General features: G+C 34.4%; 24 protein-coding genes. 23 read left to right on the top strand and 1 reads right to left on the bottom strand.

Features of this window, described 5'->3' with window-relative positions:
• Window positions 1-194: 194 nt before the first annotated feature.
• Window positions 195-596, bottom strand: coding sequence for a MotA/TolQ/ExbB proton channel family protein (locus BXY64_RS20815; RefSeq protein WP_120241900.1), 402 nt, complete (start codon window positions 594-596; stop codon window positions 195-197).
• Between the two features lie 212 nt (window positions 597-808).
• Between BXY64_RS20815 and BXY64_RS20810 the strand changes: the two genes are divergently transcribed.
• The 23 genes from BXY64_RS20810 (at window position 809) to BXY64_RS20700 (ending at window position 26,440) form a co-directional block, all read left to right on the top strand.
• Entirely contained in the window at window positions 809-1,879 is a 1,071-nt protein-coding gene (locus BXY64_RS20810; RefSeq protein WP_120241899.1) for a sensor histidine kinase, read from the top strand.
• Window positions 1,879-2,580, top strand: a complete 702-nt coding sequence (locus tag BXY64_RS20805; protein ID WP_120241898.1) for a LytR/AlgR family response regulator transcription factor — start codon at window positions 1,879-1,881, stop codon at window positions 2,578-2,580. Before BXY64_RS20810 ends, BXY64_RS20805 begins: the two co-directional genes overlap by 1 nt.
• A 516-nt stretch (window positions 2,581-3,096) precedes the next feature.
• A complete protein-coding gene (locus BXY64_RS20800) occupies window positions 3,097-3,789 on the top strand; it encodes a hypothetical protein (protein ID WP_147376067.1) in 693 nt (230 codons plus the stop codon).
• A gap of 34 nt (window positions 3,790-3,823) precedes the next feature.
• Window positions 3,824-4,420: a hypothetical protein gene (locus BXY64_RS20795; RefSeq protein WP_120241896.1), complete on the top strand. Its 597-nt coding sequence runs from the start codon at window positions 3,824-3,826 to the stop codon at window positions 4,418-4,420.
• A 162-nt stretch (window positions 4,421-4,582) separates the two neighbouring features.
• Complete coding sequence (locus tag BXY64_RS20790; RefSeq protein WP_120241895.1) at window positions 4,583-5,770, top strand: acyltransferase family protein; 1,188 nt, start codon at window positions 4,583-4,585, stop codon at window positions 5,768-5,770.
• A 46-nt stretch (window positions 5,771-5,816) separates the two neighbouring features.
• On the top strand, window positions 5,817-6,518 hold the full coding sequence (locus tag BXY64_RS20785; protein ID WP_120241894.1) for a DUF6090 family protein: 702 nt from the start codon (window positions 5,817-5,819) through the stop codon (window positions 6,516-6,518).
• A 124-nt stretch (window positions 6,519-6,642) separates the two neighbouring features.
• Window positions 6,643-7,566 carry a DUF2262 domain-containing protein gene (locus BXY64_RS20780; protein WP_120241893.1) on the top strand — a complete coding sequence of 308 codons (924 nt, stop codon included), beginning with the start codon at window positions 6,643-6,645 and terminating at the stop codon, window positions 7,564-7,566.
• Between the two features lie 35 nt (window positions 7,567-7,601).
• On the top strand, window positions 7,602-8,126 hold the full coding sequence (locus BXY64_RS20775; protein ID WP_120241892.1) for a 2'-5' RNA ligase family protein: 525 nt from the start codon (window positions 7,602-7,604) through the stop codon (window positions 8,124-8,126).
• A gap of 109 nt (window positions 8,127-8,235) precedes the next feature.
• Window positions 8,236-9,039, top strand: a complete 804-nt coding sequence (locus tag BXY64_RS20770; protein WP_120241891.1) for a class I SAM-dependent methyltransferase — start codon at window positions 8,236-8,238, stop codon at window positions 9,037-9,039.
• A 536-nt stretch (window positions 9,040-9,575) separates the two neighbouring features.
• Window positions 9,576-11,027 carry a sialate O-acetylesterase gene (locus BXY64_RS20765; protein ID WP_120241890.1) on the top strand — a complete coding sequence of 484 codons (1,452 nt, stop codon included), beginning with the start codon at window positions 9,576-9,578 and terminating at the stop codon, window positions 11,025-11,027.
• 451 nt (window positions 11,028-11,478) lie between these two features.
• Window positions 11,479-12,108, top strand: coding sequence for a lactate utilization protein (locus BXY64_RS20760; RefSeq protein WP_120241889.1), 630 nt, complete (start codon window positions 11,479-11,481; stop codon window positions 12,106-12,108).
• A gap of 120 nt (window positions 12,109-12,228) precedes the next feature.
• Window positions 12,229-12,639, top strand: coding sequence for a lipocalin-like domain-containing protein (locus BXY64_RS20755; RefSeq protein WP_120241888.1), 411 nt, complete (start codon window positions 12,229-12,231; stop codon window positions 12,637-12,639).
• Between the two features lie 265 nt (window positions 12,640-12,904).
• Window positions 12,905-13,363: a GNAT family N-acetyltransferase gene (locus BXY64_RS20750; protein ID WP_120241887.1), complete on the top strand. Its 459-nt coding sequence runs from the start codon at window positions 12,905-12,907 to the stop codon at window positions 13,361-13,363.
• Between the two features lie 45 nt (window positions 13,364-13,408).
• Window positions 13,409-13,945 (top strand): HD domain-containing protein, encoded by a 537-nt coding sequence (locus BXY64_RS20745; RefSeq protein WP_120241886.1) that lies wholly within the window; start codon window positions 13,409-13,411, stop codon window positions 13,943-13,945.
• Between the two features lie 106 nt (window positions 13,946-14,051).
• Window positions 14,052-14,879 (top strand): hypothetical protein, encoded by an 828-nt coding sequence (locus BXY64_RS20740; RefSeq protein ID WP_120241885.1) that lies wholly within the window; start codon window positions 14,052-14,054, stop codon window positions 14,877-14,879.
• Between the two features lie 2 nt (window positions 14,880-14,881).
• Window positions 14,882-15,421, top strand: a complete 540-nt coding sequence (locus BXY64_RS20735) for a hypothetical protein (RefSeq protein ID WP_120241884.1) — start codon at window positions 14,882-14,884, stop codon at window positions 15,419-15,421.
• A 315-nt stretch (window positions 15,422-15,736) separates the two neighbouring features.
• Window positions 15,737-17,272, top strand: coding sequence for an Ig-like domain-containing protein (locus BXY64_RS20730; RefSeq protein ID WP_120241883.1), 1,536 nt, complete (start codon window positions 15,737-15,739; stop codon window positions 17,270-17,272).
• 1,100 nt (window positions 17,273-18,372) lie between these two features.
• Complete coding sequence (locus BXY64_RS20725; RefSeq protein WP_147376066.1) at window positions 18,373-18,612, top strand: hypothetical protein; 240 nt, start codon at window positions 18,373-18,375, stop codon at window positions 18,610-18,612.
• Window positions 18,613-18,752: 140 nt separating this feature from the next.
• Window positions 18,753-19,667 (top strand): peptidase associated/transthyretin-like domain-containing protein, encoded by a 915-nt coding sequence (locus tag BXY64_RS20720; RefSeq protein ID WP_120241881.1) that lies wholly within the window; start codon window positions 18,753-18,755, stop codon window positions 19,665-19,667.
• 365 nt (window positions 19,668-20,032) lie between these two features.
• Window positions 20,033-22,060, top strand: coding sequence for a hypothetical protein (locus tag BXY64_RS20715; RefSeq protein WP_120241880.1), 2,028 nt, complete (start codon window positions 20,033-20,035; stop codon window positions 22,058-22,060).
• 63 nt (window positions 22,061-22,123) lie between these two features.
• Entirely contained in the window at window positions 22,124-22,621 is a 498-nt protein-coding gene (locus tag BXY64_RS20710) for a hypothetical protein (RefSeq protein ID WP_120241879.1), read from the top strand.
• Window positions 22,622-22,654: 33 nt separating this feature from the next.
• Window positions 22,655-24,478 (top strand): hypothetical protein, encoded by a 1,824-nt coding sequence (locus tag BXY64_RS20705; protein WP_120241878.1) that lies wholly within the window; start codon window positions 22,655-22,657, stop codon window positions 24,476-24,478.
• Window positions 24,479-24,577: 99 nt separating this feature from the next.
• Window positions 24,578-26,440: a phospholipase D-like domain-containing protein gene (locus BXY64_RS20700; protein ID WP_120241877.1), complete on the top strand. Its 1,863-nt coding sequence runs from the start codon at window positions 24,578-24,580 to the stop codon at window positions 26,438-26,440.
• Window positions 26,441-26,965 lie beyond the last annotated feature (525 nt).

The raw sequence follows: 26,965 nt of genomic DNA, 5'->3' as shown, positions 1-26,965 counted from the left end.
ATTTGATTGAACTATGTTACGTGTGGTAGCATATGGAAAGTGATCGATTAGAATGAGTTGGACTTTCTTCCATAGCCAACTTATGGATGATATGGAAAAAAGTTCCAGGAATAACGCTTCCTGGAACTTTTTTTTGTAGAATTATCTGTAGCAGGTATTAAAATATCAGACTTGTTAAACCCTAATGTTTCTTTTTACTCACTTATAGTTTGAATGTTCGAGGGATAATCTTTTAGATTTCGATACACGAACCAAATGATAGATGATATAATGAGAAGCATCATGCCAAAAAATGGGGCGATAAAAGAAACTTTTAATCCTCCCGCTAGCATATGTGGGCCTATACTGTTACCGCCCATGCTTTGAATAACATCAAAAGCTTGAATAAGACCTACCATTTGCGCGCTTATCCCGATTAAAAATGCGAGACTCCCAAAAAACAAAATACCATCGTTTGTCTTTTTTAGTTTTTGAGGATTTTTACTGCCGCGATACAAAATGATAAAACGAACTGCCAGGCTAATTACGATGATCCACATCAGGTAAACAAGAGACATGAAAGTGGGGCCACCCTCGAAAAAGAATCTAATTATCATGATTTTAAATTTTAAAATTAATAATGGAACAATAGTAAATATTCATGATAAGCTTTTAAATATTATTATGGGAACAACATAAATGGCATCCTTAACAACAAATTTAAAACAATAAATAGTATTTGTGTTATTCAGGGTGCGTTTCGTGTTGTTGGCATAAAATAAGGATCATATTTATTAACGAAGCCAATTTCCTTTTATATTTGTTAGCTATGGCTATCAATAAAAACATAAAATCAAGAAACAATTTTTTTTCAATCTGGGAAATCATTTATTGGTTCATAGCAGCTTTATTTATGTTTTTTGTTTTCAGTAATAGACATTACGATATTCATATACGTACGAACCTATCTATCTTGCTTTTAATAATAAGTTTTGCGAGTGCTAGGATATGTAATAAAATTTTAATTCCTAAGTTTTTATTTAAAGGTAAAAGAGGCTTATTTATATATTTACTCATTTTCTTGCTTATTATAAGCTTATGGTTGATTAGCTTTGCTCTGTTTATTATCACTTTGTATAGCAACATTGCCCTTCCCGATACAATTTTGCCATCTTTCGAAGATGTTATTATTCTTCTAACAGGTACCTATTTAATTTCACTCTTATCATCTGTTTTTTATTTTACGAAAGAATCTTATCGATCCAAAGAAGAGAAATCAATTATTGAGAAGGAAAAAAACATGTTGGAGTTAAAGTTTAAAGAAGTTCAGCTACAACTTCTTAAGGAACAAATTCATCCTCATTTTATCTTCAACATGATGAATAACCTGTATGCTCTGGTAAATGAAAGCCCTGCTATTTCGAGAGAAGTGATTGTACGATTATCTGACTTATTGGAATATATGCTTTACGAATGCAATACAGAAAAGGTAGAATTAAGCAAAGAAGTGGCATTCATCAACAATTATATTGAGCTTGAAAAAATAAGACATGACGATAGTTTTAATGTAACGACTGATTTTCCTAAGAATGTAACTGGGATAAAAATTGCCCCATTAATTCTATTTCCCTTCGTTGAAAATGCTTTCAAGCATGGATTAAAACAAACCAACAAGGATTTTATTTCGATGAAATTAGAAATCACTTCACCCAGAATACAATTCAGCATCAATAATTACAAACATGATACTGTACTTGCTGAACACAAAACTAAAAAGAGTAAGGGTTTAGGTCTTAAAAATGTGCAGGAAAGACTTGATCTATTGTATCAGAATAGATATGATTTACAAATATCAACGGATAGGAACCTGTTTGAAGTTAAACTAAAAATTGTAAGATAATGCCCGGTAAAAATAAATATACTTGTCTGATTATTGACGATGAACCTTTGGCAATAAAAGTGATACAGGAACATATTGGAAATTTTAGTGATCAGATTGAGTGTGTTGGAATGTACACAAAGCCTATTGATGCAATACCACTTTTAAACAAAGGAGATATTGATTTATTATTTCTAGATATTAATATGCCATCTATTTCTGGCATTGAATTTTTAAAAGCCATTCCCAATCAACCTTATGTGATCTTTACCACTGCTTATAGGGAATTTGCGGTTGATGCTTTTGATCTCAACGCTCTTGATTACCTTGTAAAGCCTATTTCAACCGGAAGGTTTTTAAAAGCAATCAACAAGTTTCTTTCAATGGAACAAAAACAACTAACAAAGCGAAAAGATATCATTCATATTAAGGCAGATAAAAAGAATTATAATATACCTGTAGAAAGCCTACTGTATATTGAAGGAGTAGATAACTACATCAAAATTAAAACGACAACAAACAGTCTCATTTGCTACGAATCATTAACGAGTATGGAAAAGGAATTGCCTGCAGAGATATTTATACGTATCCACCGTTCTTTCATTGTTAATATCAATCAAATGGACCACTACACATCGTCATACATTAAGCTGGATGACCGAAAGTTTACCATTGGCAGAAATTATAAAGAACAGGTATTAAATTATCTGGAAAAACAATAAGCTCTATTCTTAATAATTTGATAAAACAAAATGTACAAATAAATGTCTAATGCTATTGGTTAGCACATAACTTAAAAATTGTGCTATTGCCAATTCATTTGTAATAAAGAAAAAGTGTTCCATGAAGAAATCTTTGAGGAACACTTTTTTTGTTGAACAAGCAGTACAGGAAAAAGAATAATTCATTCTCTTAAAATTAATTACTGTAAAATGTTTTAAATAAAAATTATAGTGTATAAATTTAACGAAGTAATATATGTTAGGTGCACAATACATAGCATGGAATCAGTATTGTGCAACTTTTTAATCGGAGATAAGAAAAACAAATGTACCAGTTTACATTTTATACCAAATGTAATATTTAATGAGCCTTTATAGGGGATAGTATAATGCCGATGTATAAAATGTTAGGTAGTGCGAGCTTGCGAAGAAGTGGCTCATGCCGTTTTCACAATTGGTATTAGAAGTTATGGGTAAGGAATAGCATCCGGAAGTGAATCGCAACACTCCCAAGTTATGGGAAGGATAAGAGTGAAAAATAAGGAGAGTCATTATAAGTATTATACATTATTCACTACTATGAAAATAAATTTAAGAAAGGAAAAGGTTGTATCATTTCTAAAGGAACTTACAATAGTAACAACTGGTGTGTTGATTGCATTAGTGATAAGCAATTTCAAAGAAAACTATCAAGTACGAAAATATCATAAAGCATCTATTGAAACTATTAATAGTGAAGTTGAAGCAAATTATTCTAGTCTGAAAGGAGTAATTGAGAAGCAAATGCAATTACACGATACACTTGTTAAATACATTGAAACACCAATCGTAATTGGTGAAATATTTGGGAGAATGGGCGGTTTAAAAGCTTCTGAATTGAGTAATGCAGGATTGGATTTATATAAAAGAAATAAGATTGATGCAATTGATTTTAAAATAATGTCCATACTTGCTGAAATGGATTACACATCAAATATTGTTGATGGTAAGTTAGATAGACTAGTAAATTTTGTTTATTTAAATATCCTTGATAGCTCTAAAGAAAGTAAATTAATTGTATCTCTTCATATAAAAGATGTTTTAAATAGTGAAAAGCATTTATTGAAAATTTACAAGGACTATATTGACAAAAATATTGAAACAGAAAACAATAAAAAACTACTCACAACAAGCCATCAAAAAGTGGCTCTCGATAGCGTAAGCTTGTAGTTTGTGTTTTAAAAGCAATAATTAAAACCTGAAAATGAGAGTACTTTTCATATTAGTAGCGATTTTGATTTCAAATGAATTGGTTTACAGTCAAAATAATGACAATTCATTTAAATTAACTCGTGACATTGGTAGGTTTTCAGAGTTAATGACTGAATTAGATACGATCATAGTTTATTCTAATATGAGTATTTGTCACAGTGAACGATATGAAAAAGATGTTATTACAAAAAAGAATGACAGTGTATTTATTCAGGTATCAATAAATGATGACTTTGATGGAATTGCTCATTATGAAAGAAGATTATATGAATATGACAATTCGGACACGTTAAATTTTGAAACAATCTATTCTAAATTAAAAAATCATAGCATTTCAAATCATCAATCTACTTTGAGGTTTGAAATAATCTACAATCAATCAGACACGTTAAGTTTATTTACTTTCGGTTTAATGGATGCTCTAAAAGTTTCAGAATATATTACGAAAATTAAAAATCAAATTTATAATGACAAAGACTATTATAAACCACTTCTAATGCCTAAAGAACCAGTAAGATTGCCAGATTCTTCTAAAAATGATTTAATACATTTTGATGAACTAGAAAACTTATTCGAAGATGAAAAATAACGATTACTACAAAATCTAAATGGCGGTGGCGAGCAACATGATAAAGTAACAAAAACAATAAATGCAAACATTGTTTGATAAGGTGGTAGTTGTATATCGTCCTCAAATTTTAGCAAGACTTTTATGGAGAAACCAAGAACCGAAGCACTAACAAAAAACTGAATGATTAAGATTTTCACGAACAATACAAACAGGCTGCATGGATTAGACCATTTAAGGGCAATTGCAATTATTCTCGTGATGATCTTTCATTATGGGAGAGGGATTCCTGATTGGTTAGAACCAATTAAACGGATTGGTTGGACTGGAGTCGATCTGTTTTTTGTTTTGAGTGGTTACCTGATCGGCTTTCAGCTTTTAAAGGAATTTAAGGGCAATTCAAAAATCAATTTGAAGCGTTTTTACATGAAACGTTTGTTTAGGATTGTTCCGGCATATTTAGCCGTACTGATATTGTATTATTCATTGGGTAGTTTAAGAGAAGGTTCGGGATTGCCACCATTATGGAAATTTCTAACTTTCACTCAAAACTATGGACTCGACAGCCAAACACAGAAATCATTTTCCCATGCATGGTCTTTATGTGTAGAAGAACAGTTTTATTTACTAATGCCTATCAGCATCATTCTGTTTTTTCAAACGCGATTACAAAAGCTAGCGCCATACTTTATGCTTGCCTTAATTGGAGTAGGTATTTTACTTCGAATTTACAATTGGAATGAGTTTGTTCAGCCTTTTATCGAAAGTGGTAGTAGGAGACTGATGGTTCAAGGACTTCTCGAAAAAGTATATTACCCAAGTCACAACAGAATGGATGGATTGATTCTTGGTGTTTTGATTGCATCAATTTTTAATTTTAAACCAGGCTGGCAAACCTTCTTAAGCAAATATGGAAATAGTAGCCTTTTGCTGGGACTTATTTTATTTCTGCTTGCATATCAAGTTTGTGAAAGTATCCTTTCGTTCAAAGCAATGGTTTATGGATTGCCATTGATTTCATTGGCCTATGGATTTATTGTGATTGGAGCCATTAGTCCTACAAGTATTCTTTACAAGTTAAAATCTCGATTCACCTTTGTCATTGCAACATTATCCTATGCCATTTACCTAAGTCATAAGCAGGTATATCACTTTGTGAAAATCTGGGTCACCGATATCGATAATGGATTTATTCAGCAAAATGTATTCTGGATTTGCCTGATCCTTGCTGTAATAGGCGGATTGATATTGCATCTATTCATCGAGAAACCATTTATGAAACTAAGAGATCAATTATTAATTGGAAGTGAGAAGAAGCAAGAGGCCAGAGGGAAGTTAATTTTAAATTATATAAAAAACATTTGGAGATAAAAAGCCAGGGTATAACCAGACCCATTGCTAAGCTAAAAGAACAATCATGAAAAAAATTAAATTTGATAATTGGAGAAAATACGGATTTGAGTTTTTGTCAATTTTTATTGCTGTTGTTTCTGCATTTGCATTAAACAATTGGAATGAAAACAGGAGAGATGCTCGATCCGAAAATAAAATTCTTACAGAAATATCAAATGGCCTCGAAAAAGACTTGAGTGATATTAAATTGAATGAAAAGGGGCATCGTGATGGAATTACTGCCTGCAACTATTTTAGAAAAGTATTTACAGGAAAGAACATAAATGCTGATTCTTTGATGTACCATTATTTAAAACTTACGCGTGATTTTATATCCATTCAGAATATAGCCGGATATGAAACCTTGAAATCAAAAGGGCTGGAATTAATAAATAATGATTCATTAAGACTTCAAATAATCACGCTATATGAGTATGACTATAACACTTTAAGGAAATTAGAAGAAGAATATTCAGAAATGCAATTTCAAGAAAACTATTTCAAAGGTATTAATGAAGAATTAGCCCCGCACTTTAACATTGACAGTGTTGGCAATGTTAATGGAATTGATTTGCCTCTAAAAATTCAAGAGAATAAAAGAAATAAGCTACTGATTTACCTGTGGAAGATTCAGGAAAACAGAAACTTTATTCTTGAATATTATTCAGAAATTGAAAAGAAAATTGATAAAGTCAGGAAGAATATCAACAATGAAATAAAACACTAGTATATTCCTTGCTGGTGGGTTACCTGGCAAAATCTAAATTCCATGAATGTTAACACATTCTGGATAGAGTTTGATACCGTGAGATTGTAGTATGATCGTTATAAATTAAATAGGTGATATTGAAATGATTTTAAAATGGATAAAGAAAAAAGAAATGACCGGATGGGAAGTTTCTAATTTAACTGAAGCCTTGAGGGCAGAATTTGAAAACAAATCAAATGCACTTTATAAATTCACAAAATCTTATCCATTGGCTGCTATAAGTTTGGATAGAAATTACTTTGTTGTTATGCGCGATTATTTATGCAATACTGTAGATGACAAACAAAATATGCTTAATGCTGCAGCAGAAAATGAAGAATCTCATAAAGGGATGACCTTAGTCAGAATCCTTGGCGATGCTGTTCATGCTAGAAATGTAATATTACCTAAAGGAATAAATTACAGAAAGCTTGAATTAGATGGAGATATCATCAGTATATTTTTCGATGATGGTAAAATCACAACAAATTTCCAAGAAATTAACAAATTATGGACTTTTTATAAATTATCAGAGAGTGAAATACTTGAAACTTTTTTGGGATTTACAAATGAGTTTAAGGAGAAAGTTAAAATTGAAAAACAAGCTGCTAAAACTATTGATACAGATTTTTTTGGCACTTTAACTTTAGATGATGAGTTAGATAGTTATTGTGGTAAAATCCTGCTTGATGACACCGAAATTCAACTTTCATTTTCAAACTTTGAAAAAAAGCAATTTGATAAAAATTTGCTGACAACAAAAAAAGCCATTGCTAAATCAAAAGAACTTCAAGATTCCATGATTAATGAAATGTTGAAGTTGAAAAATGATGTTTGGTTAGACGAAGATCAAAGCATAATAGATAAAGCTGAATTTTCAACGGAAATTAAACTCTATGGACTGAATATATATGAAGATGGGGATATGGAGTTTTTTTATACTGCTGGTGACTTATTCTGGGGACATGAAATAGCAAGCAGTGTTGATTCAATAGGAGAGTACCTTGAATCAAAGTTAATAGGATAAAAATAAGCTTAAAATTGCGATTTTATAAAAAAAAGATGGGATATGCAGTTGAAATAATATTTGATTCCAAAAGTGAAGAACAGATTCATAAATTAATTGAAAGCATAGATGCTAATGGTATCGAAAATAAATTGACAAATCTAAAATGCACTCCTCATATGGCTTTATCAGTTGCTGACGAAATAGATGTTGAGAAAACGATAAAGCTTATAGAAAATATAGCCATACCGTCATTAAGAATTTCGATGAATGCTTTGGGAACATTTCAGGGAGCAGAAAATGTTATTTTTTTAAATCCAAAAGTAACAATGGATTTATTAGCTTTTCAAAAAGAACTGTATAACCAATTGTTTACATTCTCAGAACAGTGGGTTTATTATCGCCCTGAGAATTGGATTCCACATTGTACGCTTGCGATGGGTATTGCTGAAGAGGAATTTTTGAATGCTTTCCAGGTATTGCGTAAAAACATGCAAGACATCTCAGCAAGAGTTGAAAAAATACGTTTAATTAAATTTCATCCTGAAGAATTAATATACGAAAGAATTGCTAAGCACTAATAAAACATCACAAAACGAAAACCAAACTTCTTAGAAGATGATGACCTCCTTATTGTTATGGAGAGTCTGCGACAAAATGTAACAAGCCTTTTAAATAACAAGAATACAAATGAATAATTTTGAACACAATAGAGAGAGCTGGAATGAGTTGACGGCTTTGCACACAGAATCTAGTTTTTACAATGTAGAAGCTTTTAAAGCAGGGGAAACTTCGCTGAACCATATTGAGTTGGAAGAATTAGGAGATGTAAAAGGGAAGCGAATGCTTCATCTTCAATGTCACTTTGGAATGGATACTTTATCCTGGGCAAGAGAAGGAGCCGAAGTGGTGGGCCTTGATATTTCTGATGCTTCTATTCAGAAGGCTACTGAATTGTCTGAAGAGCTAAATATTCCGGCAACCTTTGTGCGATCCAATGTATATGATATTGAGAAGGTATTGGATGAAACTTTCGATATCGTTTATACCTCTTATGGTGCAATCAATTGGCTTAATGATCTTGACAAATGGGCGAAAATTATAAACCGTTATCTAAAACCAGGGGGAGTGTTCTACATAGTTGAATTCCATCCCTTTATTTATACCCTAAATGATGATTCCGAAATTACTGATAGTTATTTCAAGTCAGCACCAATGGAGACCATTGTAGAGAAATCTTATACCGACAAGTCAGAGATTTCCAATAAAAACCTAAAGCACATTGAATGGCATCACTCTTTAAGTGAGGTTCTGAATAGTTTGATTTCAAATGGAATGAGGATTGAGTTCATGAATGAATTTCCTTATCAGGTTTACAACTGTTTCCCCAACCTGACTGAACTTAGTGAAGGAAGATGGGTATCCGAAAAACATGGAACTAAAATTCCTCATATGTATTCCATAAAAGCCAAGAAGTTAAGTGGTAGTAAGTAAGCTGTGTCTCATTCATTTTCTATTAGCGACCTTACATGCGTTTAATTTTTTTAGGACAATATGTATTTACTAGTGATTGAGATTCTTACTTCAAGAGGGTTTATTAATCATTTATAGATTAACAGTACGAGCTGTACGATAAGTTTTTCTTTCAGTGACATACTAAAAGTATCTCCTGGAAATGATTTATGTAATTTAAAGATGCTTTAGCTAACTTTGGACTCCTGTATTGAAATAGTAAGATCAAAAGGAGTAGCCTTTCATTAAAACCATTAGTTGTTTTGTGCAAATATCTGCATCTTGAGGCGTTTTGCATATTTAATAGAGCATAAGTGCTTAATTGTATATAAGTACTTTCTGCACTCTAAAGCATAAAAGTCTGATCTATTGAATAAGAATTCTGAATCTGATACCATTATCAAGCATGCTTTTTTAAGCTTCAACTATTTGATGGTAAACCAGAACAAAACTCAACTTAAACCAACAAGCTTATCGAAAAAGAAAAGCAACCTTAATTAGATATAAAACCAAAAAATATGAGAAAACTAACATTAATTACCCTGGCAATAGTCAACCTGCTATTTCTACAGTCGATTCATGCAGAGGTGAAGCTTCCGGCAATTGTATCGTCGAATATGGTTTTGCAGCGCAACACCACTGTAGAGCTTTGGGGCTGGGCCGATGCCAATGAGAAAATCACCATTGAAACCTCCTGGCTGAATGAGGCCATTCACATTAAAGCCGACAACAAAGGTACATGGCGCATTGCTGTTACAACCAACAACAGCAAGGAACCTCAAAGCATCAATATTAAAAGCAAGGAATCGAACATTAGCCTGGACAACATCCTGTTTGGAGAGGTATGGTTGTGTTCGGGGCAATCAAACATGCAGCAACCCATGAAGGGCTATACCGGGCAGCCTACATTTGGATCTGTTCTGGCAATGGCAAAATCGGCTAATCCGAATTTGCGTTTGTTTACTGTTAATAGGTTTGGCTCCAAGACTCCCATAAAAGATGCCAAGGAATATAGCGCATGGCAGCAAGCATCACCTGAGAGTGTTGCAGGCTTTAGTGCTGTAGCCTATTTCTTCGGACAACAACTGCAGGAGATTCTGGATGTTCCAGTAGGATTGATCCATACCTCCTGGGGTGGCAGTGCAGTGCAGGCATGGATAAGCAAGGAGGTGATGGACGGCTTTAAAAAGGTAAATCTTGAGGAAGTAGACATTACAAAAAAGACAAACAAGATTCCCACAGCATTGTTTAATGCAATGATAAACCCATTAATTCCTTACACAATAAAAGGGGCATTGTGGTACCAGGGAGAAGCCAATCGTCATGAGCCTGAGATGTACAAGAAGCTTTTTCCGGCCATGGTGAAAGATTGGCGCAAAAGATGGGGAATTGGTGATTTTCCATTCTACTACGTGCAAATTGCTCCTTTTACCTACAGCAACAACAATGCATTTCAAGAGGTTGACAATACGGCCTTTATTCGCGAAACTCAGTTGCAGTGTTTAGATTTGATTCCAAATTCTGGTATTGCCATTACCATGGATATTGGAGATGCTGTAAGCATTCATCCGCCCAAAAAGAAACAGGTGGCAGACAGGCTACTATTCAACGCGCTGCACGAAACCTATGGTTACAAGAGCATAGATGGTGCTGCTCCTGTTTTTGATTCGCAAGAAGTGAAAAACGGCGGATTGATTCTAAAGTTTAAAAATGCAGAAACAGGACTTTATGCCTATGACAAGCTGGAAGGATTTGAGATTGCAGGAGAAGACAAGGTATTTTATCCTGCCACTGCAAAAATTATTAAGCGAAAGGAGCTTTTCGTACAAAGCGATAAAGTGCCAAAACCTGTGGCAGTGCGATATGCATGGCGCAATTGGGTGATGGGTTCGCTTTATGATGTTAATCTCTTGCCTGCCTCGTCGTTTAGAACCGACACGTGGACCGATGCCACCCAAGCTAAAGAATAAAGTCTTTCGGAAAAACAATTAAAATGGAAACTCCGTTTAAAATGGATTTCTTACAACGGAATTATGGCATTAAACGCAAGTGGGGCTTTAAATTCGGTTCAGAAACAAAAGTTTACATTGATTGAAAGACAAAGAGCCATTAGAAATCAGATAGAAACCCAACTCTTTTTGTGTAAGTAGTTTATATCTTAAAATACAAGGGAAGCTTTAAAGTCATGGAAATTCTCCTGGCTTTAGAGCTTTTTTCATTTGGAGTCAGAAGGAATCGAAGTATTGAATTTGAAAGTTTTAAAGTGGGAAATATTTTGTTTAAGATTTATTGTTTATAAATTTGATTGCTCTTACGCGATATACTTGTGCAATGCTTGTTTTTAAAATATACAAGCCACAAAGAGCAACATTAGAAAAAGTCAGCATGTACCAATAGACAGCAATCAAATCAGGATATACTATGGATTTACTAGTAAAGACGAAAGAACAGCTGGAACGGAACAATTTTGAAGTATTCATTTCAGAGAGTTCAGAATCTGCATATCATACATTTGTTAATGAAATATTGCCAACCTTAAACGCAAAGAGTGTTTCCTATGGTGATTCTAAAACAATGCATGAAACCAGAGTGCTTGATTATATCAAAACTTCCGATTCATATGAGTTTATAGATACATTTAAGCCAGAGGATACTTGGCGCGAACAAATTTCACAAAGGAAAAAGGCTTTGACTGCAGATCTGTTTTTAACCGGGAGTAATGCCATAACAGAAAGGGGTTGTCTGGTGAATCTGGATATGATTGGAAATAGAATTGCAGCACTCACTTTCGGACCGAGACATGTGGTTTTGTTTGTTGGGAGAAATAAGATTGTAAAAGATTTGGAATCAGCCAGGAGGAGGGTGAAAGGTATTGCAGCAATAAAGAATGCTCAAAGCCATAAAAACTTAAATATTCCATGTCAGAAAACTGGTAAATGTATGGATTGTAGTAGTCCTCATAGAATTTGTAATACGTGGACCATTACAGAAAAATCCTATCCAAAAAACCGAATTAAAATTGTACTGATAAACGAAGATTTGGGATATTAAAGTAGGTCTCAGTAAAAAAGGAAAAGTATTTGGGTAAAGAATGATATGGTATAAAATATGTATCTTGATTATGCTATGCTTTAAAGATGAATAATAATTAAGAATTAAAATACAAACAACATGACTAGAACAATATTAGGCTTACTACTGATGGGATTAATCTCTCTTGGAGCCTGTAAGGAAAGCAAAAACACAGGGGAGAAGAAGATTAAAAAAGAAGGAGTTGAAAAATCTGAAGTCCTTGTCAATAAACAGTTATTGGTAGGCTCTTGGTTGGATACATCGGCATCTCAACTTCATTTTTCCTTACTTGAAGATGGAACGGCACGTTCAGATAATATGGCGACCCTTTTGTATCAGAAGTGGAGACTGGAAGGGAACAAATTAATTTTAACCGTTAAAAGCATTGGAAATGGCAGTTCATCAATCGATGAGGAAAGCTATGAAGTTAAAACATTAACGGAAGAAAAGTTGGTGCTACAAAATGGAGATTACACCATGAAATATACAAGGAAAACAGTTACAGAATAACAATAGCTGTTAGGCTGGTAACTACAAGTTAAAAGGTATTGATTGAAGCTTTAAAACTTGGGGAAACCCATAGCTTTTAAAGCTTTTCTGTTTGTATGCTGTTGTCGGTTCCAATAGGATAAGTGAGGATTCAATTCTCTTAAATATTACTACTGTAAAATGTTTTAATTAAGTTTTATTGTTTATAAATTTGATTGGTTTTTCGAAATATACATTCTTCGTGTTGGCACAATAAACCGAACCATTCCTAAAAAATAACAAAAGGATGATCAGAAAATATTCAAATACAGACAAATCAAAACTGATTCAATTGTTAAGGCAAAATATCCCTGAATACTTTGCTACTTCAGAGGAACTTGATTTTAAGGAATACCTCGAAAATGAAATAGAGGATTACTTTATTTATGAAGAGGATTCTGAAATTATTGGTGCTGGTGGAATCAACTACTTTCCTGACGAAAAAATTGCTCGAATTTCCTGGGATATGATTGACCCAAAACATCAGGGAAAAGGAATCGGAAAAAAGTTGACGCAGCATAGAATCAATCATTTGAATGATAATCTAAATGTTGAACTTATCATTGTTCGAACATCACAGCTAGTATACAAGTTTTATGAAAAAATGGGCTTCGAGCTCGAAAAAATAGAAAAGGATTTTTGGGCAAAAGGTTTTGATCTTTATCAAATGAAAATGGATAATAATACCAAAGTGAGAAGATCCTAACTTGGTGTCCATTTTACCGATTACAACGTTTAAAAAGAATAATATATGACACAAGAAATATATCAGAGGGCAATAAAATTTGCTGGTGAAAAACACAAAGATCAGAAGATGCCAGGAAGCAATTCGAATTATTTGCTGCACATTTCCAATGTAAGCATGGAGATATTGATGGCTTATGCAGCAGAGAAGAATTTTGATGTGGATTTTGCCATTCAACTTGCCATATTGCATGATACCATTGAAGATACGAATACTGAGTTCGGTGAACTAAAGGAAACATTTGGAGAACGAGTTGCCCAGGGAGTTTTGGCTTTGAGCAAAAATGAAAATCTTCCTTCGAAAGAAGAGCAAATGTTGGATAGTTTGTTGCGCATTAATCAATTGGAAAAGGAAGTTGGAATGGTAAAGTTGGCCGATAGAATCACAAACCTTCAGGAGCCTCCATATTACTGGGACAAAGTTAAAAAGGAGAAATATCGTAAAGAGGCTGAAATAATTAGTGAGACACTTATCAATAAAAATGACTATTTGAATAAAAGATTGGAAAATAAGATTGAAGAGTACATACAGTATCTAAAATGATGATGCAAACTGCGATGTGTTGCTTCAGTAATCAGAATGATGAATATTACAACACAAGCTCAATTACTCTTCAAAACTCCACAAAATAGATACATTACTTCTAAGAATGAGAAAGCTTCTGTTATTAATTACAACACTATTAAGTATTTCACAATTTACATATGGTCAGAATCAAGTAGGGGTTTGGAATGTAAAAAATGGAAACATTGAAAGCAACAAATCCGAAAATGATCAGTTAGGACTTCAGTACTGGGAAACCATACATTCCATTTTACCCAACGATTTATTGAATAAATATGTGCTATCCTTGAGATTGTTTTCCGATGGAAAAAGTGAGGACATGGGAGGGATGAATCAATTGGATGAAACGGTTGAGTTTTGGCAAATCGATTTGGATACTGCGGACATGAACATTTTTACCCGGGATTCCATTCAAATATTGGATTACACCCATACGCTGATTCATGAGTTTGGTCATTTGCTGACTTTAAATACCTCGCAGATAGAATTGACAGATGATGAAACGGAAGATCCAGATCGAGGATATCTAACCACCGAGGGATATGCCATCAAGGGAAGTTATCTGAACTTATTTGTGGAAGAGTTTTGGAAGCCAAAATTGCTGCAAGAATGGGACAGAATCAATAAGAAACGAAACAAGAAAAAGTTGGTAGACCGCTTGTACGATTTTTATCTCGATCATGCCGAGGAGTTTGTAACAGACTATGCTGCCGAAAGTCCCGAGGAAGACATTGCTGAGTCGTGGACATTTTTTGTTTTATCGGATAAGCCATTAAAAAGTGGTGGTAAATATGAAAAGATTAAATTTTTCTACCAGTTTCCTGACTTGGTGAAATACAGAACGCACATACGGAAAAATATTTCTTTTGTCCCTGTTAAGTATGTTGAAAATTTTAAAACTGATTCTAATTAAAAATGAGTACGAAGAAATACATATTGCTAATACCTGCACTAGTCATCGCATTGTTTGCCTGTAATCAAGAGAAGGCGAAAAAACTAAGTATTGACAAACTGGTAAATGGTGCAGAACAGTTCGAAGGAAAAAGAATAGAAACCGAAGGCATGGCTGTTCATTTTTGTGGAGCCGGTAAAAAGAAGCTAAAGCTGAAATCGGAGGAAGGTTCGGCGGTAAAAGTGATTCCTTCTAATTTGTTACTTCATTTTAGTGCCAAGTACAATCATAAAAAACTAAAGATTGTTGGTAGGGTTGATATAGAGCGAGTTGAAAGATCATTTATTGACCAGGTAAACAGTGAGAAAACCCTTTTGTGTCACATCGATCACACTCCCTGCATAGATGAGGAGTGGGTGAAGCGCAAGCAGGAAACTGGTGTTGCAGACAGCCTATCATCTGTTGAGGTGAAAAGTTTAAGAGACAAGATGCAAAAATCAGGCAAAGACTATATTACGGTCGTTACCATCCTGGCTGATGAGATTGAAATTATCAAGGACTAAATTTGTTACATACTCTTTTGTAAAGGGATTTTTCTATCATTAATACGGCTTCTCCTAAATTTTCATAAACCAATTGAATTTATTTATTGAATGAGAGATGTTGTTGATTAAAAAACAGGATTTAATTATTGATGTATAGTTAGAATTTAAAACTTATGCTCATAAAACTTGGAGAGCTGTGTTTGTAAAAATCTGGAAGTTAGATGATATAGTGGATGGTTTATGTTTTGAGGTGTTGAGAGGTGATGTTTTTGATATTTCATTTAGTTAAAATAACTTTTAATTTTGCAAGAAATAACTATAAACATCTATTTTATGTATAGAAAAATTATTTCGGCTTTGTGCCTCTTGTGTGCTTTTACATTTGTTGCATGTGATGATGATAATGAAGATGCAATTGTAAAAGTAAGTTCGATTGAATTTGAGGAATCTGCTTTGGAATTGGAAGTGGGTGCAACAAAACAGTTAAAGGTTAATGTTCTGCCTGAGGATGCTTTTGATAAGAGCGTAAAGTGGTCAAGTTCTAATGAAGAGGTTGCTACCATTGACGAATCAGGATTACTTACTGCTGTTGAAGCAGGAAATGCTACTATTACAGCTACTGCGGTAGATAGCGAGATTTCCAAAACTTGTGAAATCACAGTACTGGCAAAAGAGGTAGTACCAGAAGGAAAAATTCGTTTTAAAGGACAAATCGTAGATGAGGGAACTAAGTCTGCAGCAGACGAAGCAACAAGAGAACTTCTTGTTGTGTATACCGAAAAATTTACCGAAGATAACTTTGCTGACGGAATGACAACCACTAAGATTGAAATTGCAGAAGATGGAAGTTTTAGTCTGGATATTGAAGATGAGAAAGAGTTTATTGTGTTCTTGATGGAAAACAATAGAGTGAAAGGTCTTGTGGGGATTGATGCAGGTGGTGAAGAGTACTGGGAAAATCTTAACTCAGGATACCTAAGTGGCGTTATCGAGTTGGGTAATGTACCATCTTCGTCGGAAGATGGACTACTGATTGCAGAAAAGACAATTGCAGACTTAAGCGTTGTTGAAGGCAAATCAGAATTGATTCAAAAAATGTCGAGACTGGATGATCATATTAGAACCTATATGAATTTTACCAATACAGGTTTTAAGAACTTTGCAAGTCCTGGTTTTGTTTTTTCTTCAAATTTGGTTTTCGGAGAACAAATAGATGCTGATGATTTGTCTTATGCAGGATATCAGATTTATGCTTGGGGTAAAGGTTTGGAAAATACCATGCACTTATTTCCTCCAGCAGAAGTTGCAAGAGGTAATGGTGAAAAATATAACGATCAAACTCCAATTCATGGCGAAGCATTCGATCCAGGTTCAGAATTTAAATTTATGGGATTTATTGGTGGTGAAACTTCAGCTGATCTTCTTCAGGGGGATATACCAGCCGGAGAATGGTCAATGCAAACAACTTCAGGCACTGAATTGGCTTCATATAGTTTAAATTCTATTTTGCCATTGGAGAATGATAAAATTTCGGTTCCTGTTCCAGCGATTACAATTAATTCTGATGCAGATGGCGTAATCACTGAAATTGATTTGAACTGGCAGTATTACAGAGGAGGAGAGCTTGTAACAATTGATGATGTTGAGCCTTTAAAAGATAGAATCAGTAATACTAATATTGAGTATATACAAGATGAAAATACAGGCGAAGATCATCCATTTAATTATAATGATACAAGTATTGTGCCTGACAATCAGAATGTATGGTCTGTTAATGGAGAAAACAATAATAAAAAGCTAAATACTTTGGTAATTGGTTATACCATTGATTGTGTTTTTTACCAGGTGAAAATGGTAATCGCAGAATAAGAATACAAAAAGAGCCTAAAAGAAAAGATGTGATTTATAGGGCTCATTTGGTATGATATTTGGCTTATGCTTATAATTAAAAGCTGCTCTTCATTAAGAAAGAGCAGCTTTTTTATTGGAGGCCGTGAACCATTTCCTTTTGATGCAGATGAGTTTCAAATGGTATTATCTGATTGAGTGTTTCCCTTTTAAAGAACCAAAACAAGGTACCTCGTCCATGGAATTCTGTTCTTTACGACTTTTTCATCTATGGGTCCAATAAATTTTTGAATGTCACTGTTAGTATAATAGATAAGAGGCGTTTTAAATGAATTTTGCCTGAAAGGCAAGTATCATTCTAGTCCAGGGGAAGAGAATGATAATGACCGCCGCCCTGGCTTAATGACACGGTTTATAATCGTCGCAACTGCTGAAGCAATTTAGTGTGGAATAATTAATGCGCCGAAATGAATTTGAAATCAATTCTGTCATCACACCAGAATACGATCACAAAGAAATTGATCAAACACCTTTACCTTTTGCACAACTTCCTTTCCTGAAGGGGAGGGCTGAGTTGAGGTATAATTGCAAGCTGCATTACCATTGAACTAAACTTGCAGAAAAAAGAGTAGGTGTTTAGAATTACTCATTAAACAATACATAATATCTACTTTCCTTCTTCATTATTAAATAAGGATAATAATCCTGATTAAAGGATAGGTTTTGCTGAAAATAATAATTTCATAAAAAAATTATATCTGGCAGCTTTCTTCTGCTTTTACCGAAAACACTAAAGGTTTACTGTGATGCGAATGGCTATTAATGACTGACAAACAGATGATATTTTAATATTAATCATCTTTTTGTTTGGAAATTAAAGAAAATATTCTCTAACTTTAAGTAATGATTCAACCAAACAACTGCTAGAGTAATAGATCATAAGTAGGATTTTAGCTCTGGTTTACACTTTAAATACATAAAAGACTATTAGGTTGATGTATTTTACATTTGCTGAATGACTCCCTCGATTCCGATTGGCACCGGTACTTCGCTGTTAGCAAAACTTAAGCTCATAATTATTGGCTCTGCATAATCTGCAGATTGGTCTACATCCTCAATAAATGGAAGAATACACTTCCAGAGAGTGTGTATGCCAAAAATCATTAATGGTAAATCTATTAGGAACGGAAATAGATTGTTCAGAAATGAAAATAGATCCAAAAAAAATTGAAATAGACTGCGCAGAAATGAAAATGGATCCAACAAAAATTGAAATAGACTGTGCAGAAATGGAAATAGAAGGTTCAGAAATGAAAATAGATCGTTCCAGAATGGAAATATATCCTTCAGATTTCAGCTAAATCAAAAAAATTAAAGAGCTGATAGATCAATAAACGAAATAAATTAAACCTCTTATGTCGCGTGCTGTTGTATGATACAATCATAAAGCGCGACTCTGTGTCTTTGGGATGATTATCAACTATTTAAAAAAACTTAAAGAATGGATAATGAAAGTAATTTAAAGTTAGATTCTTTTGTACAAACCAATACGGCTTTGACTGAGAATGCGAGTATTTATGAAACCAATGTGAACACCAAAGCTCAGGCCGATCAGTTTGCTTCAGATCTGGAACAACTTTTAAATTTGAAAGAGGAAGCCGATCAGCCTGTAAAATGGTTAATTGGCGAAAAAAATGCAGTAAAGAAATCTTTGATAGACAAGCTCTATCTTGTATGTAATGGATTGGTATGTTATGCCAACTCTGTATCAAACAGTGAGATATTGGGGAAGGCAAGTGTTACAAAGTATGTTTTAACGAGCTTTAGCGAATTGAAACTGATTGATTTTTACAAGCAGATCATTGGTATTGCTAGGCAGCATGTGGCCGATTTACCAGCCTTTGGTGTTAGCGAAGAAAGCATTGCGGCTGTAGAGACCGATGGCAAAGCCTTTGAGCAAAAGCGCGCCGATCTGATTCTTTTAAAAGAGGACAAGGCTACTGCAAGGGATGAATTCAATCGTTTATTGAAGAAGATCAATAAGCTTTTAAACTACAAGTTGGATTATAGCATTGAAAACCTGCGTGCTACCCATCCCGATTTTGTGAATTACTATTTTGCAGCCCGACAAAAGGCCAAAGGAGTACAACGCCATTACGATGTGTTAGGTTACTTAAAAGACAAGGCTAGCGGTGAGCCAATTTCACTGGGCAAGGTATCGGTAGAAGGTATGGATTTATCGACCCACATAACTGCGAACGGTACCTTTAGATTCAGGCACTTCCCGGAAGGGGAGCACCGACTCATTATTGAAAATATCAATTACAAAACCTTATACATTCCAATTCGTCGCTATGCTTCGGAACGAAGCAAATTGCATTTGAAAATGGAAGCCATTCCTATAGAAGTAGTTTAAGTATTGAAGAACCTTTGTTTGTTCCATTTTCTGGTTTTGGTTGAATAATGCTGGAAGGGAACAAGCAAAACCAAGCTGTGGTGGGAGCGCCACAGCTTGACTACACTCAATTTTAATTAAATATGTTCTTCTTGATATCTGTGTTGTTTTTTACATGACTAAAATTTACTGTTTCCTGTTGATTTTTAATGAATTTGATAGGACAGATATTCAAGTTGCTTTGTTAATACTCATATGTTGGAATAAATATAATGTTTTGAATGGATAAAGTATCTCTACGCTAGCAGACAGCTTTATTGATTGTATAATCATTTGGGATTCGCATCATCAAAGAAACAAGAAGTAAACAAACTAAAAGAAAAACTATGGAAACTTTAAGCTTAGAAGAAAAATTAGGTGAACTAAAACAATTTGCTACAAGTCCAATTCATCATTTGGCAGCTACTGTTGATACACAGAAAAATTTCCAAATGGATATTGATCCAAGTATTCAGCATGGCATAACAGATGGAACACGTGTTATAATTGATATAGAGACCTTAAAAAAAGAACTCGAAAATCCGCTTACTCCAGCCGGTGCTCCTGTAGAAATACATACCAAAGAAAATTACAAAATCTACAATTGCCTTAAGCGAATGCCAAATTGCATTAAATCGATGGAAATCACACGAGGCGATAAGGGGGCAAAAATTGGAACAAACCGACCTCTTGAGAACACAATTTGTGTTGCGATTCATCATATCGATGATAAAACCTATGGCGGTTTATGTGTTTTGCGCGAATGGGGTGCTACAGATATGTCTACCATTTTTGTAGGTTACAATCCACTTCAAACTATGATTTGGCGTGAAATTTTGGATGATATTCCTGACGCTTTATTTACTAGCTGTATTCTTCAATCAAGACCACCTTTACCAGGTTCTCCGGCATGGGCAGAAGGTATTTACGAAATTGTTAAAAGTTTTAATAAATTTCCTGCCGATCGTCCTTTACCAAGTGATAATTTCAATAAGATTTTTAGTGGTAATGACATTGTTAAGAATCCATTAAACAAGCCACTTACTTTTCTTAATGCTCAACGTAGTTTGGCTGCCTATAATTTTTTACAAGCAGTTGCACGTGGACATGTAGATAAAAAACAAGTTTTTGTATGGGAAGATGGAGGTTACTTAAACCCAATTATCGATCAGGCAATTCACGATAATATTTCTATTGCCGAATTCCGAAAAATTCATATGGTACCCGACGATGCTAACACCGATAGAATACTTCCAGAACAATTTGCCGATGCAATGAAAGATGTTTTTCTTGGAAGTGTTGAGCTTACACGTAATGGTTATGATATGAGTGCGGTTATTGGAGAGGAGCGTGTCATGAAAACCAGATTTTTTTCCATCGCAGCATCATACGAAAAAATTATGCTCGAAGGTGATTCAATTACACTTGCTTGTATCGATGCATTATCTCAGGTGCTTTACTCAACAGGATACAGTTTACGAGACAGAACTGTTCTGGTTATGGGAGCACGCGGAAATCTAGGCCGACTATCAGTAGGTCATATTGCTAATATTCTTGAATCATCGAAAGACCAACTTTGGGGTTGCGATATTAAATTAGCATGGCCAAAACCAGGGCCAGAAACGATTCCCGATTGGGCAATGTGGTCGGCATGCGATGTGCCACTGGAAAATGTGGCTGGCGAAGTATTTGCTTACAAAGACCTGGAATCCGAAGCACGTTACGATATTGATGTAATATTGGGTTGGACCGGTGGGCCACGAACACGAACAGAGAAAGATCCTGAAACAGGCGAAGAAAAGGAAGTAATCTATGAAACGATTACCGGGCAAGACGTTGCCGATTGGTTAACCATTGGCGATAAAAAATCGAGTTTGTATCTTGTTTCAGGTAGTACAAAAACTGTAGAGTTTGCCGATGTGCTTACATGGTTGGAAAGTGTATTGAATCAACGAACTGAACAAAAAACGATAAATGGCATTATACTGGATGCTCTTATCCCCGGTCCAATTCCAGATCAACTTTCAATTGCTGCAGTTCAGCAAATGTGGCCCGATCAGACTCCGCCCCCAACAACAATTAAACGCAACTTAGGTACTCAATTTACTTTTGTGTTTAAACAAAAAGGCATTCAGGTAAGCAAAACTATTTACTTGCTTAATAATACCATGCCGGTTAATTTCATGTATTATGGTACTCCAACCGAAATTATGGATTTAACCTATAGCCAGGTAACTAGTTGTGCGGTAGCTCTTATGGAAAATAAGAATATCGAAAATGGTATTTACCCAACTGACTATAATAATAAGGCTACCCAAAAAGTGTATCTGGGGCGTGATCTTAAAAAGGATTATCCTTTTCCACCATCCTTATAATAAAATAATGAATCTTTTTAAAAGATAGATATATAGCTTATTACAAAATATAAAACTAAAACAATGACAAACGAAGAAGCTTTTGAAGTTGCAAAAACTGTATACACACAATTTTATGCATATGTAAAAGAGGTTATAGAGGAGTTTGGTATGGAACCAGCCCTAAAATTATTAACTAAAACCAATGTGGCAAGTGGCCTTGAGTTAGGTAAACAGATCAAGGAGCAGTCTGGAGGCGAGAAATTTATGGTGCAAAACACAGCCCGTAAAGTTATTGAAATTGCAAAGGGAATCGGTGGTATTGATATAATTGTAGAAGATACTCCCGAAAAGGTTGTAACCAATACTGCATGCGACAAATGTCCAAATTACGCTGCAGCACATGCTGCAGGTATGGATAATGAGACTATTAAAGCTATGTGCCTTGCAGGATCATTACAATTTTTCGACACTTTGGTAAAACAACTTAATCCTGATTTAAGTTATCAGTCGAAAAAGTTCAGATCTGGAACAGATGATTTTTGCTTAGAACAAACTGTTCTAACAACAACACAAAATTAATTCAGAGATTATTCTATATCAAAAAAGAAAATTATGAGTTCTCAATACAATAATTTATCAGAAAACTTGCTGCAAGCCAGTAAACATGGTTTACAGGTTGATCATCCATATGGCATAACAAATATCGATCCTATTGCTCATAGAGAAAAGTTTATGCGGGCAGCAGCAAAAGAAGAAACTAAAAGCAAATATAAAGTAGATGACTATGTTCATAATATGCCTGCTATAGGAGGATTAATTGAGGCAGCAAGAAAAATAGGTGATCCAAAACCTTTTGCAAATACTTCTATTTTGATGATTCAACACATCACGGCAGAAGTATTAGGATGTATCTCTGTTTTACGTTCTCTAGGTTGTAAAGATTTAGCAACCGTTTTTGTTGGGTACAATGTTGATGCAGAAAAAGCATACAGACCTGATTTATTAGATTTACCAGAAGATGAATCTCGATGCTTTATTCTTAAAAATAGTACTACCGAAAGTGCAGAGCAGGCTCAGGGAATTTACTCGGTAAAACGCGATTTTACCATTTTACCAAAAGCCGAAGATGCAAAAATGCAATACGATCAACTGGATAAAGTAATGAAAGAGAAAGAAATGACCTTTATTCAAGCCATGAGATGTCTTTGTATGGATACATTTTTTAAGCAATTAACACGCTCAAGTGCAGAAGGCAGAGAGCTTATTGTTCTGGAAGATGGAGGTTACATTACACCTATTTTAAATCAATCGGCAATTAATGGACAAACCGTAAGCGATGTCCGCAAACAGTATTTTTGTCCATTAGATGAAGAAACAGATGCCAAACTAGGAAGTTGTTTAAAGATGTCTGATGTTCTGAAAAACAATAAAGTGGTAGGTAGTGTTGAATATACCAGAAACGGATACGACCATGATGTTGATACTGAAAACAATTGTGGTGGAAAATTATTTATTCCGAATATGGCTGTTGCAGTGTCCTTCAAGAAAACCCAAATTGAAGCTAGTGGTGTTGCCGAATCCTGTTTAAATGCGATTACATCGGCTATGTATTCTTACGGAATGGTGTTGAAACACCGAGATGCTATGGTGATTGGTAGTCGTGGTAATATTGGTCGTTGGTTTATTCGTTCCTTACATGCTCGACTGGATCGTAGGGGATTAGATTGTGAAGAAAAACCAAAAGTTATTGGTTGCGACATAAAAGTAGGTAGGCAACAAGGACCAAATCCTATTCCTTCGTGGCAGAAGAGAGATGATGAGCCTGCATTGCAAGATATCGAAGAACATGCTTGTTTCAACGATTTTGCACCAGAACGTCTTCATGATTTAGATTTGGTTATAGGAATTACAGGAGGGCCTACACCAGGTCATGAAACAATGAATCGAAAACATTTAATGGAGTGGTTAGCCAATGGAAATAAGGATACGATCTTTATCGCCAGTGGTTCAACAAAAACCGATGAATTTCCTGATTTATTGGCTTGGGTTAATGAAATTCTTGAAAACCCTACCATTAACATTCTTGGAAAGGAGGCTAGCGTTGCAAAGTTAGATTTAAAAGATGCACTCTCGAAAAGAAGTTTTGGAGCAAGGTATCAGTTTGTTATCAAAGGAAATACGAAAGTACAAACCAAGAATGTTATATTCTTGAACAATCTGATGCCAATTAATTTCTTATTCTTTGGTGTTCCAACAGAAATTATTGATGAAACATTGGCTCAGTTGCTATCGGTAACAGCCAATCTTCATCGTCAGACACCAAAAATTAAGAACCCAAGAGTGTTTGCTATTGATTATGATAGGATTGCCTCAGAGAATGTTTATGGAGCTAAAATGCCTGAGCATGACATACCAATACCTCCCTCCGTAAATTAGAGAGAAACTTAATACCAAAGAATAAACATTTAGTATAAAAAAAACTTCCTGATCATCACCAAATACAGATGATCAGGAAGATCAAAAAGATAAAAACTAATGAAAGCATTCGTTCAAGGAGAAAAAATCTCTGTACAAGCAATCGCAGGAACTCATGTTGTTCTTTTAGGGCTCAATACCACAGAAGCAGGCAAAAAAGATTTAATTGGATTTGGTATTTGCAGAACAGATGAAACTACAAAAAGAACAATTCATCTAAGAGGGTATCAGCATTTTAAAGATGGACAAATTGGTGGAGATTCTATGACTAATCCCATTCAATCCTTTTTATGGGGTGATTATAGCACTGTTCCGGGTAGAAGTTATACTTATTCAATTACTCCTTTTTATGGTAATCCTGCAAAACCCGAAGAAGATTCTATGATCAAGATTAAGGTTTTAACAGAAGAATCGGAACATAAAAAACACGCTGTATTTTTTAATCGTGGTGTAGCAGGAAGTCAGTATTATAGCGAGAAGTTTGGTCAATACAGAAAGTATTACCATAATGAAAAATATGGTAGAAAATATTGGGAAGAATGTATAAAACCAGATGATGTGCCGAATCATGAAGCATGGGATTGGCTATCAAGAGGTTTAGAATCGGCCATGATAAACTTTATTAAGCAAGCTAAAGACAGTTCATACAGTATAAGAGCATCTCTTTATGAATTAACACATATTCCGGTTCTTGAGGCATTTGCTGAATCGATGGAAATTGGAGCTGATGTTAAAATTATTCATCATTCAAAAACAAAAACAACAAGAGTAGTTAAAAAGGGAAAAGAAGTTAAAGTTGAATCTTTAGACGAAGTGGGAGAAGCAGCTTATGAAGCAATAGAAAAAATAGGAATTAAGGAAAAAGAGAATACTTGGAAATGGGAAAAACTTTTTATTCGAAGAACAAAAGCGCAAATTTCACACAATAAATTCATTGTACTCTTAAAAGACAATAAACCAGTGCAAGTATGGACCGGTTCTACAAACATTACTGAAGGTGGTATTTTCGGGCAATCTAATGTTGGACATATCGTTCGCGATCCTGAAGTTGCGCGAAATTATTTCGATTATTGGACTGAGCTCTCAAAAGATCCTAAACGAAAAACATCTAAAGGTGAAGAGGGGATAAGTAACTGGAATGTTAATTATCAAAAAGATCTTTCAGGCGATCCCAAGAAAAATACCATAACCCCTATTTTTAGTCCCAGGCTTACAACCGACATGTTAAAATGGTATGCAGAAAGATTAGGGAAAGCAGAAAATTCTATTCATTTCACTGCAGCCTTTGGTGTAAGTAGCGAAATTGGTACGGAACTCGTTCAAAAGCCAAGCGATACTACAAATGGACCTGTAGTACGTCAGGTATTGCTGGAAAGTAAAGATAGCAAAGAAAAATCTGATGAGAAGAAGGCTAAAGCCAAAGAAGCAGGAAAACCAATTCCTTTGGATTATTACGATTTTATTAAAATACCTAACAATCAAGTTGTGTATGGTGATCTTATAAAGGAATGGAGTGATGCCACTGATGCAAGAACTGAAGTGATACAACAGGAATACCTTACAGGACTAAATACCTATGTTGATTACCTTCATACAAAATATTTACTTGTTGATCCATTAACAGATAATCCCCTGGTAATTTCAGGTTCTGCTAATTTTAGTAATGCTTCTACGGTTTCTAATGATGAGAACATGCTTGTAATTGATGGTAATACAAGAGTAGCAGATATCTTTTTAACTGAATTTGTTCGATTATTCCGTCATTTTCAGAATCGAAACGATTTTAATAGCTTAAGTGAAGACGAACGTTTTAAAGCCTTATTATTATGCGAAAACGATTCATGGACAAATAAATATTTCAAGAAAGGAACTCCCGAATACGATGAGCGACTTCTTTTTGGAACAAAAAAAGCCAATTATTAGATCTAAGCCAATTGTGTCCTAAACAATAAAAGTCGAACCATTATCATTGTGTAGTTTTTTCTCTCAAAGAAATAGATGAAAGAAAACAAATGGTTTTTCGATTGTTTTGGACAAGGTATTGATGTAATGATAAAAAATCTTTGTTTGTTCCATACTCTCATAAGGACTGAATTGTACAATAAAGGAACAAACAAACCAAGCTGTGGTAGGAGTACCACAGCTTGGTTTTATTACCCAATCATAATTATGTAGACTTATTCTATTTTATGTATGTTGATGATTTTACTTCTGTAAGCTTATTGTTTGCTATTGGTTTTTCATAAATTTGATTGGTGAGAAATTCAAGTAGCGTTTGTAACTCCAATATGGGGGGATACGTAATACATTGAATGAATAATGGAGAGATAAACGCAATTGCGTTTATTTACAAGTTGAACAAAAACCGCCTACAGCGGTAGCTTACAAATAAGGTTGTAACTTGCTTAAGTATTTATTCATTAAAATATTAAGTCATGAAAAAAAAGC

This window comes from Marinifilum flexuosum (assembly GCF_003610555.1).
Lineage (GTDB): Bacteria > Bacteroidota > Bacteroidia > Bacteroidales > Marinifilaceae > Marinifilum > Marinifilum flexuosum.
The sequence above is the reverse complement of the archived record's forward strand: the minus strand, read 5'-3'. Positions and strand labels throughout refer to the sequence as shown.

Bases quoted from the DNA above. Each gene is read 5' to 3' on its own strand.
- BXY64_RS20790 (WP_120241895.1), top strand. From the start codon at position 4,583: ATGATTAAGATTTTCACGAACAATACAAACAGGCTGCATGGATTAGAC.
- BXY64_RS20715 (WP_120241880.1), top strand. From the start codon at position 20,033: ATGGAAACTTTAAGCTTAGAAGAAAAATTAGGTGAACTAAAACAATTT.
- BXY64_RS20775 (WP_120241892.1), top strand. From the start codon at position 7,602: ATGGGATATGCAGTTGAAATAATATTTGATTCCAAAAGTGAAGAACAG.
- BXY64_RS20720 (WP_120241881.1), top strand. From the start codon at position 18,753: ATGGATAATGAAAGTAATTTAAAGTTAGATTCTTTTGTACAAACCAAT.
- BXY64_RS20700 (WP_120241877.1), top strand. From the start codon at position 24,578: ATGAAAGCATTCGTTCAAGGAGAAAAAATCTCTGTACAAGCAATCGCA.
- BXY64_RS20785 (WP_120241894.1), top strand. From the start codon at position 5,817: ATGAAAAAAATTAAATTTGATAATTGGAGAAAATACGGATTTGAGTTT.
- BXY64_RS20795 (WP_120241896.1), top strand. From the start codon at position 3,824: ATGAGAGTACTTTTCATATTAGTAGCGATTTTGATTTCAAATGAATTG.
- BXY64_RS20765 (WP_120241890.1), top strand. From the start codon at position 9,576: ATGAGAAAACTAACATTAATTACCCTGGCAATAGTCAACCTGCTATTT.
- BXY64_RS20805 (WP_120241898.1), top strand. From the start codon at position 1,879: ATGCCCGGTAAAAATAAATATACTTGTCTGATTATTGACGATGAACCT.
- BXY64_RS20750 (WP_120241887.1), top strand. From the start codon at position 12,905: ATGATCAGAAAATATTCAAATACAGACAAATCAAAACTGATTCAATTG.
- BXY64_RS20770 (WP_120241891.1), top strand. From the start codon at position 8,236: ATGAATAATTTTGAACACAATAGAGAGAGCTGGAATGAGTTGACGGCT.
- BXY64_RS20800 (WP_147376067.1), top strand. From the start codon at position 3,097: ATGGGAAGGATAAGAGTGAAAAATAAGGAGAGTCATTATAAGTATTAT.
- BXY64_RS20735 (WP_120241884.1), top strand. From the start codon at position 14,882: ATGAGTACGAAGAAATACATATTGCTAATACCTGCACTAGTCATCGCA.
- BXY64_RS20710 (WP_120241879.1), top strand. From the start codon at position 22,124: ATGACAAACGAAGAAGCTTTTGAAGTTGCAAAAACTGTATACACACAA.
- BXY64_RS20745 (WP_120241886.1), top strand. From the start codon at position 13,409: ATGACACAAGAAATATATCAGAGGGCAATAAAATTTGCTGGTGAAAAA.
- BXY64_RS20810 (WP_120241899.1), top strand. From the start codon at position 809: ATGGCTATCAATAAAAACATAAAATCAAGAAACAATTTTTTTTCAATC.
- BXY64_RS20725 (WP_147376066.1), top strand. From the start codon at position 18,373: ATGGAAGAATACACTTCCAGAGAGTGTGTATGCCAAAAATCATTAATG.
- BXY64_RS20740 (WP_120241885.1), top strand. From the start codon at position 14,052: ATGAGAAAGCTTCTGTTATTAATTACAACACTATTAAGTATTTCACAA.
- BXY64_RS20780 (WP_120241893.1), top strand. From the start codon at position 6,643: ATGATTTTAAAATGGATAAAGAAAAAAGAAATGACCGGATGGGAAGTT.
- BXY64_RS20755 (WP_120241888.1), top strand. From the start codon at position 12,229: ATGACTAGAACAATATTAGGCTTACTACTGATGGGATTAATCTCTCTT.
- BXY64_RS20815 (WP_120241900.1), bottom strand. From the start codon at position 596: ATGATAATTAGATTCTTTTTCGAGGGTGGCCCCACTTTCATGTCTCTT.
- BXY64_RS20760 (WP_120241889.1), top strand. From the start codon at position 11,479: ATGGATTTACTAGTAAAGACGAAAGAACAGCTGGAACGGAACAATTTT.
- BXY64_RS20705 (WP_120241878.1), top strand. From the start codon at position 22,655: ATGAGTTCTCAATACAATAATTTATCAGAAAACTTGCTGCAAGCCAGT.
- BXY64_RS20730 (WP_120241883.1), top strand. From the start codon at position 15,737: ATGTATAGAAAAATTATTTCGGCTTTGTGCCTCTTGTGTGCTTTTACA.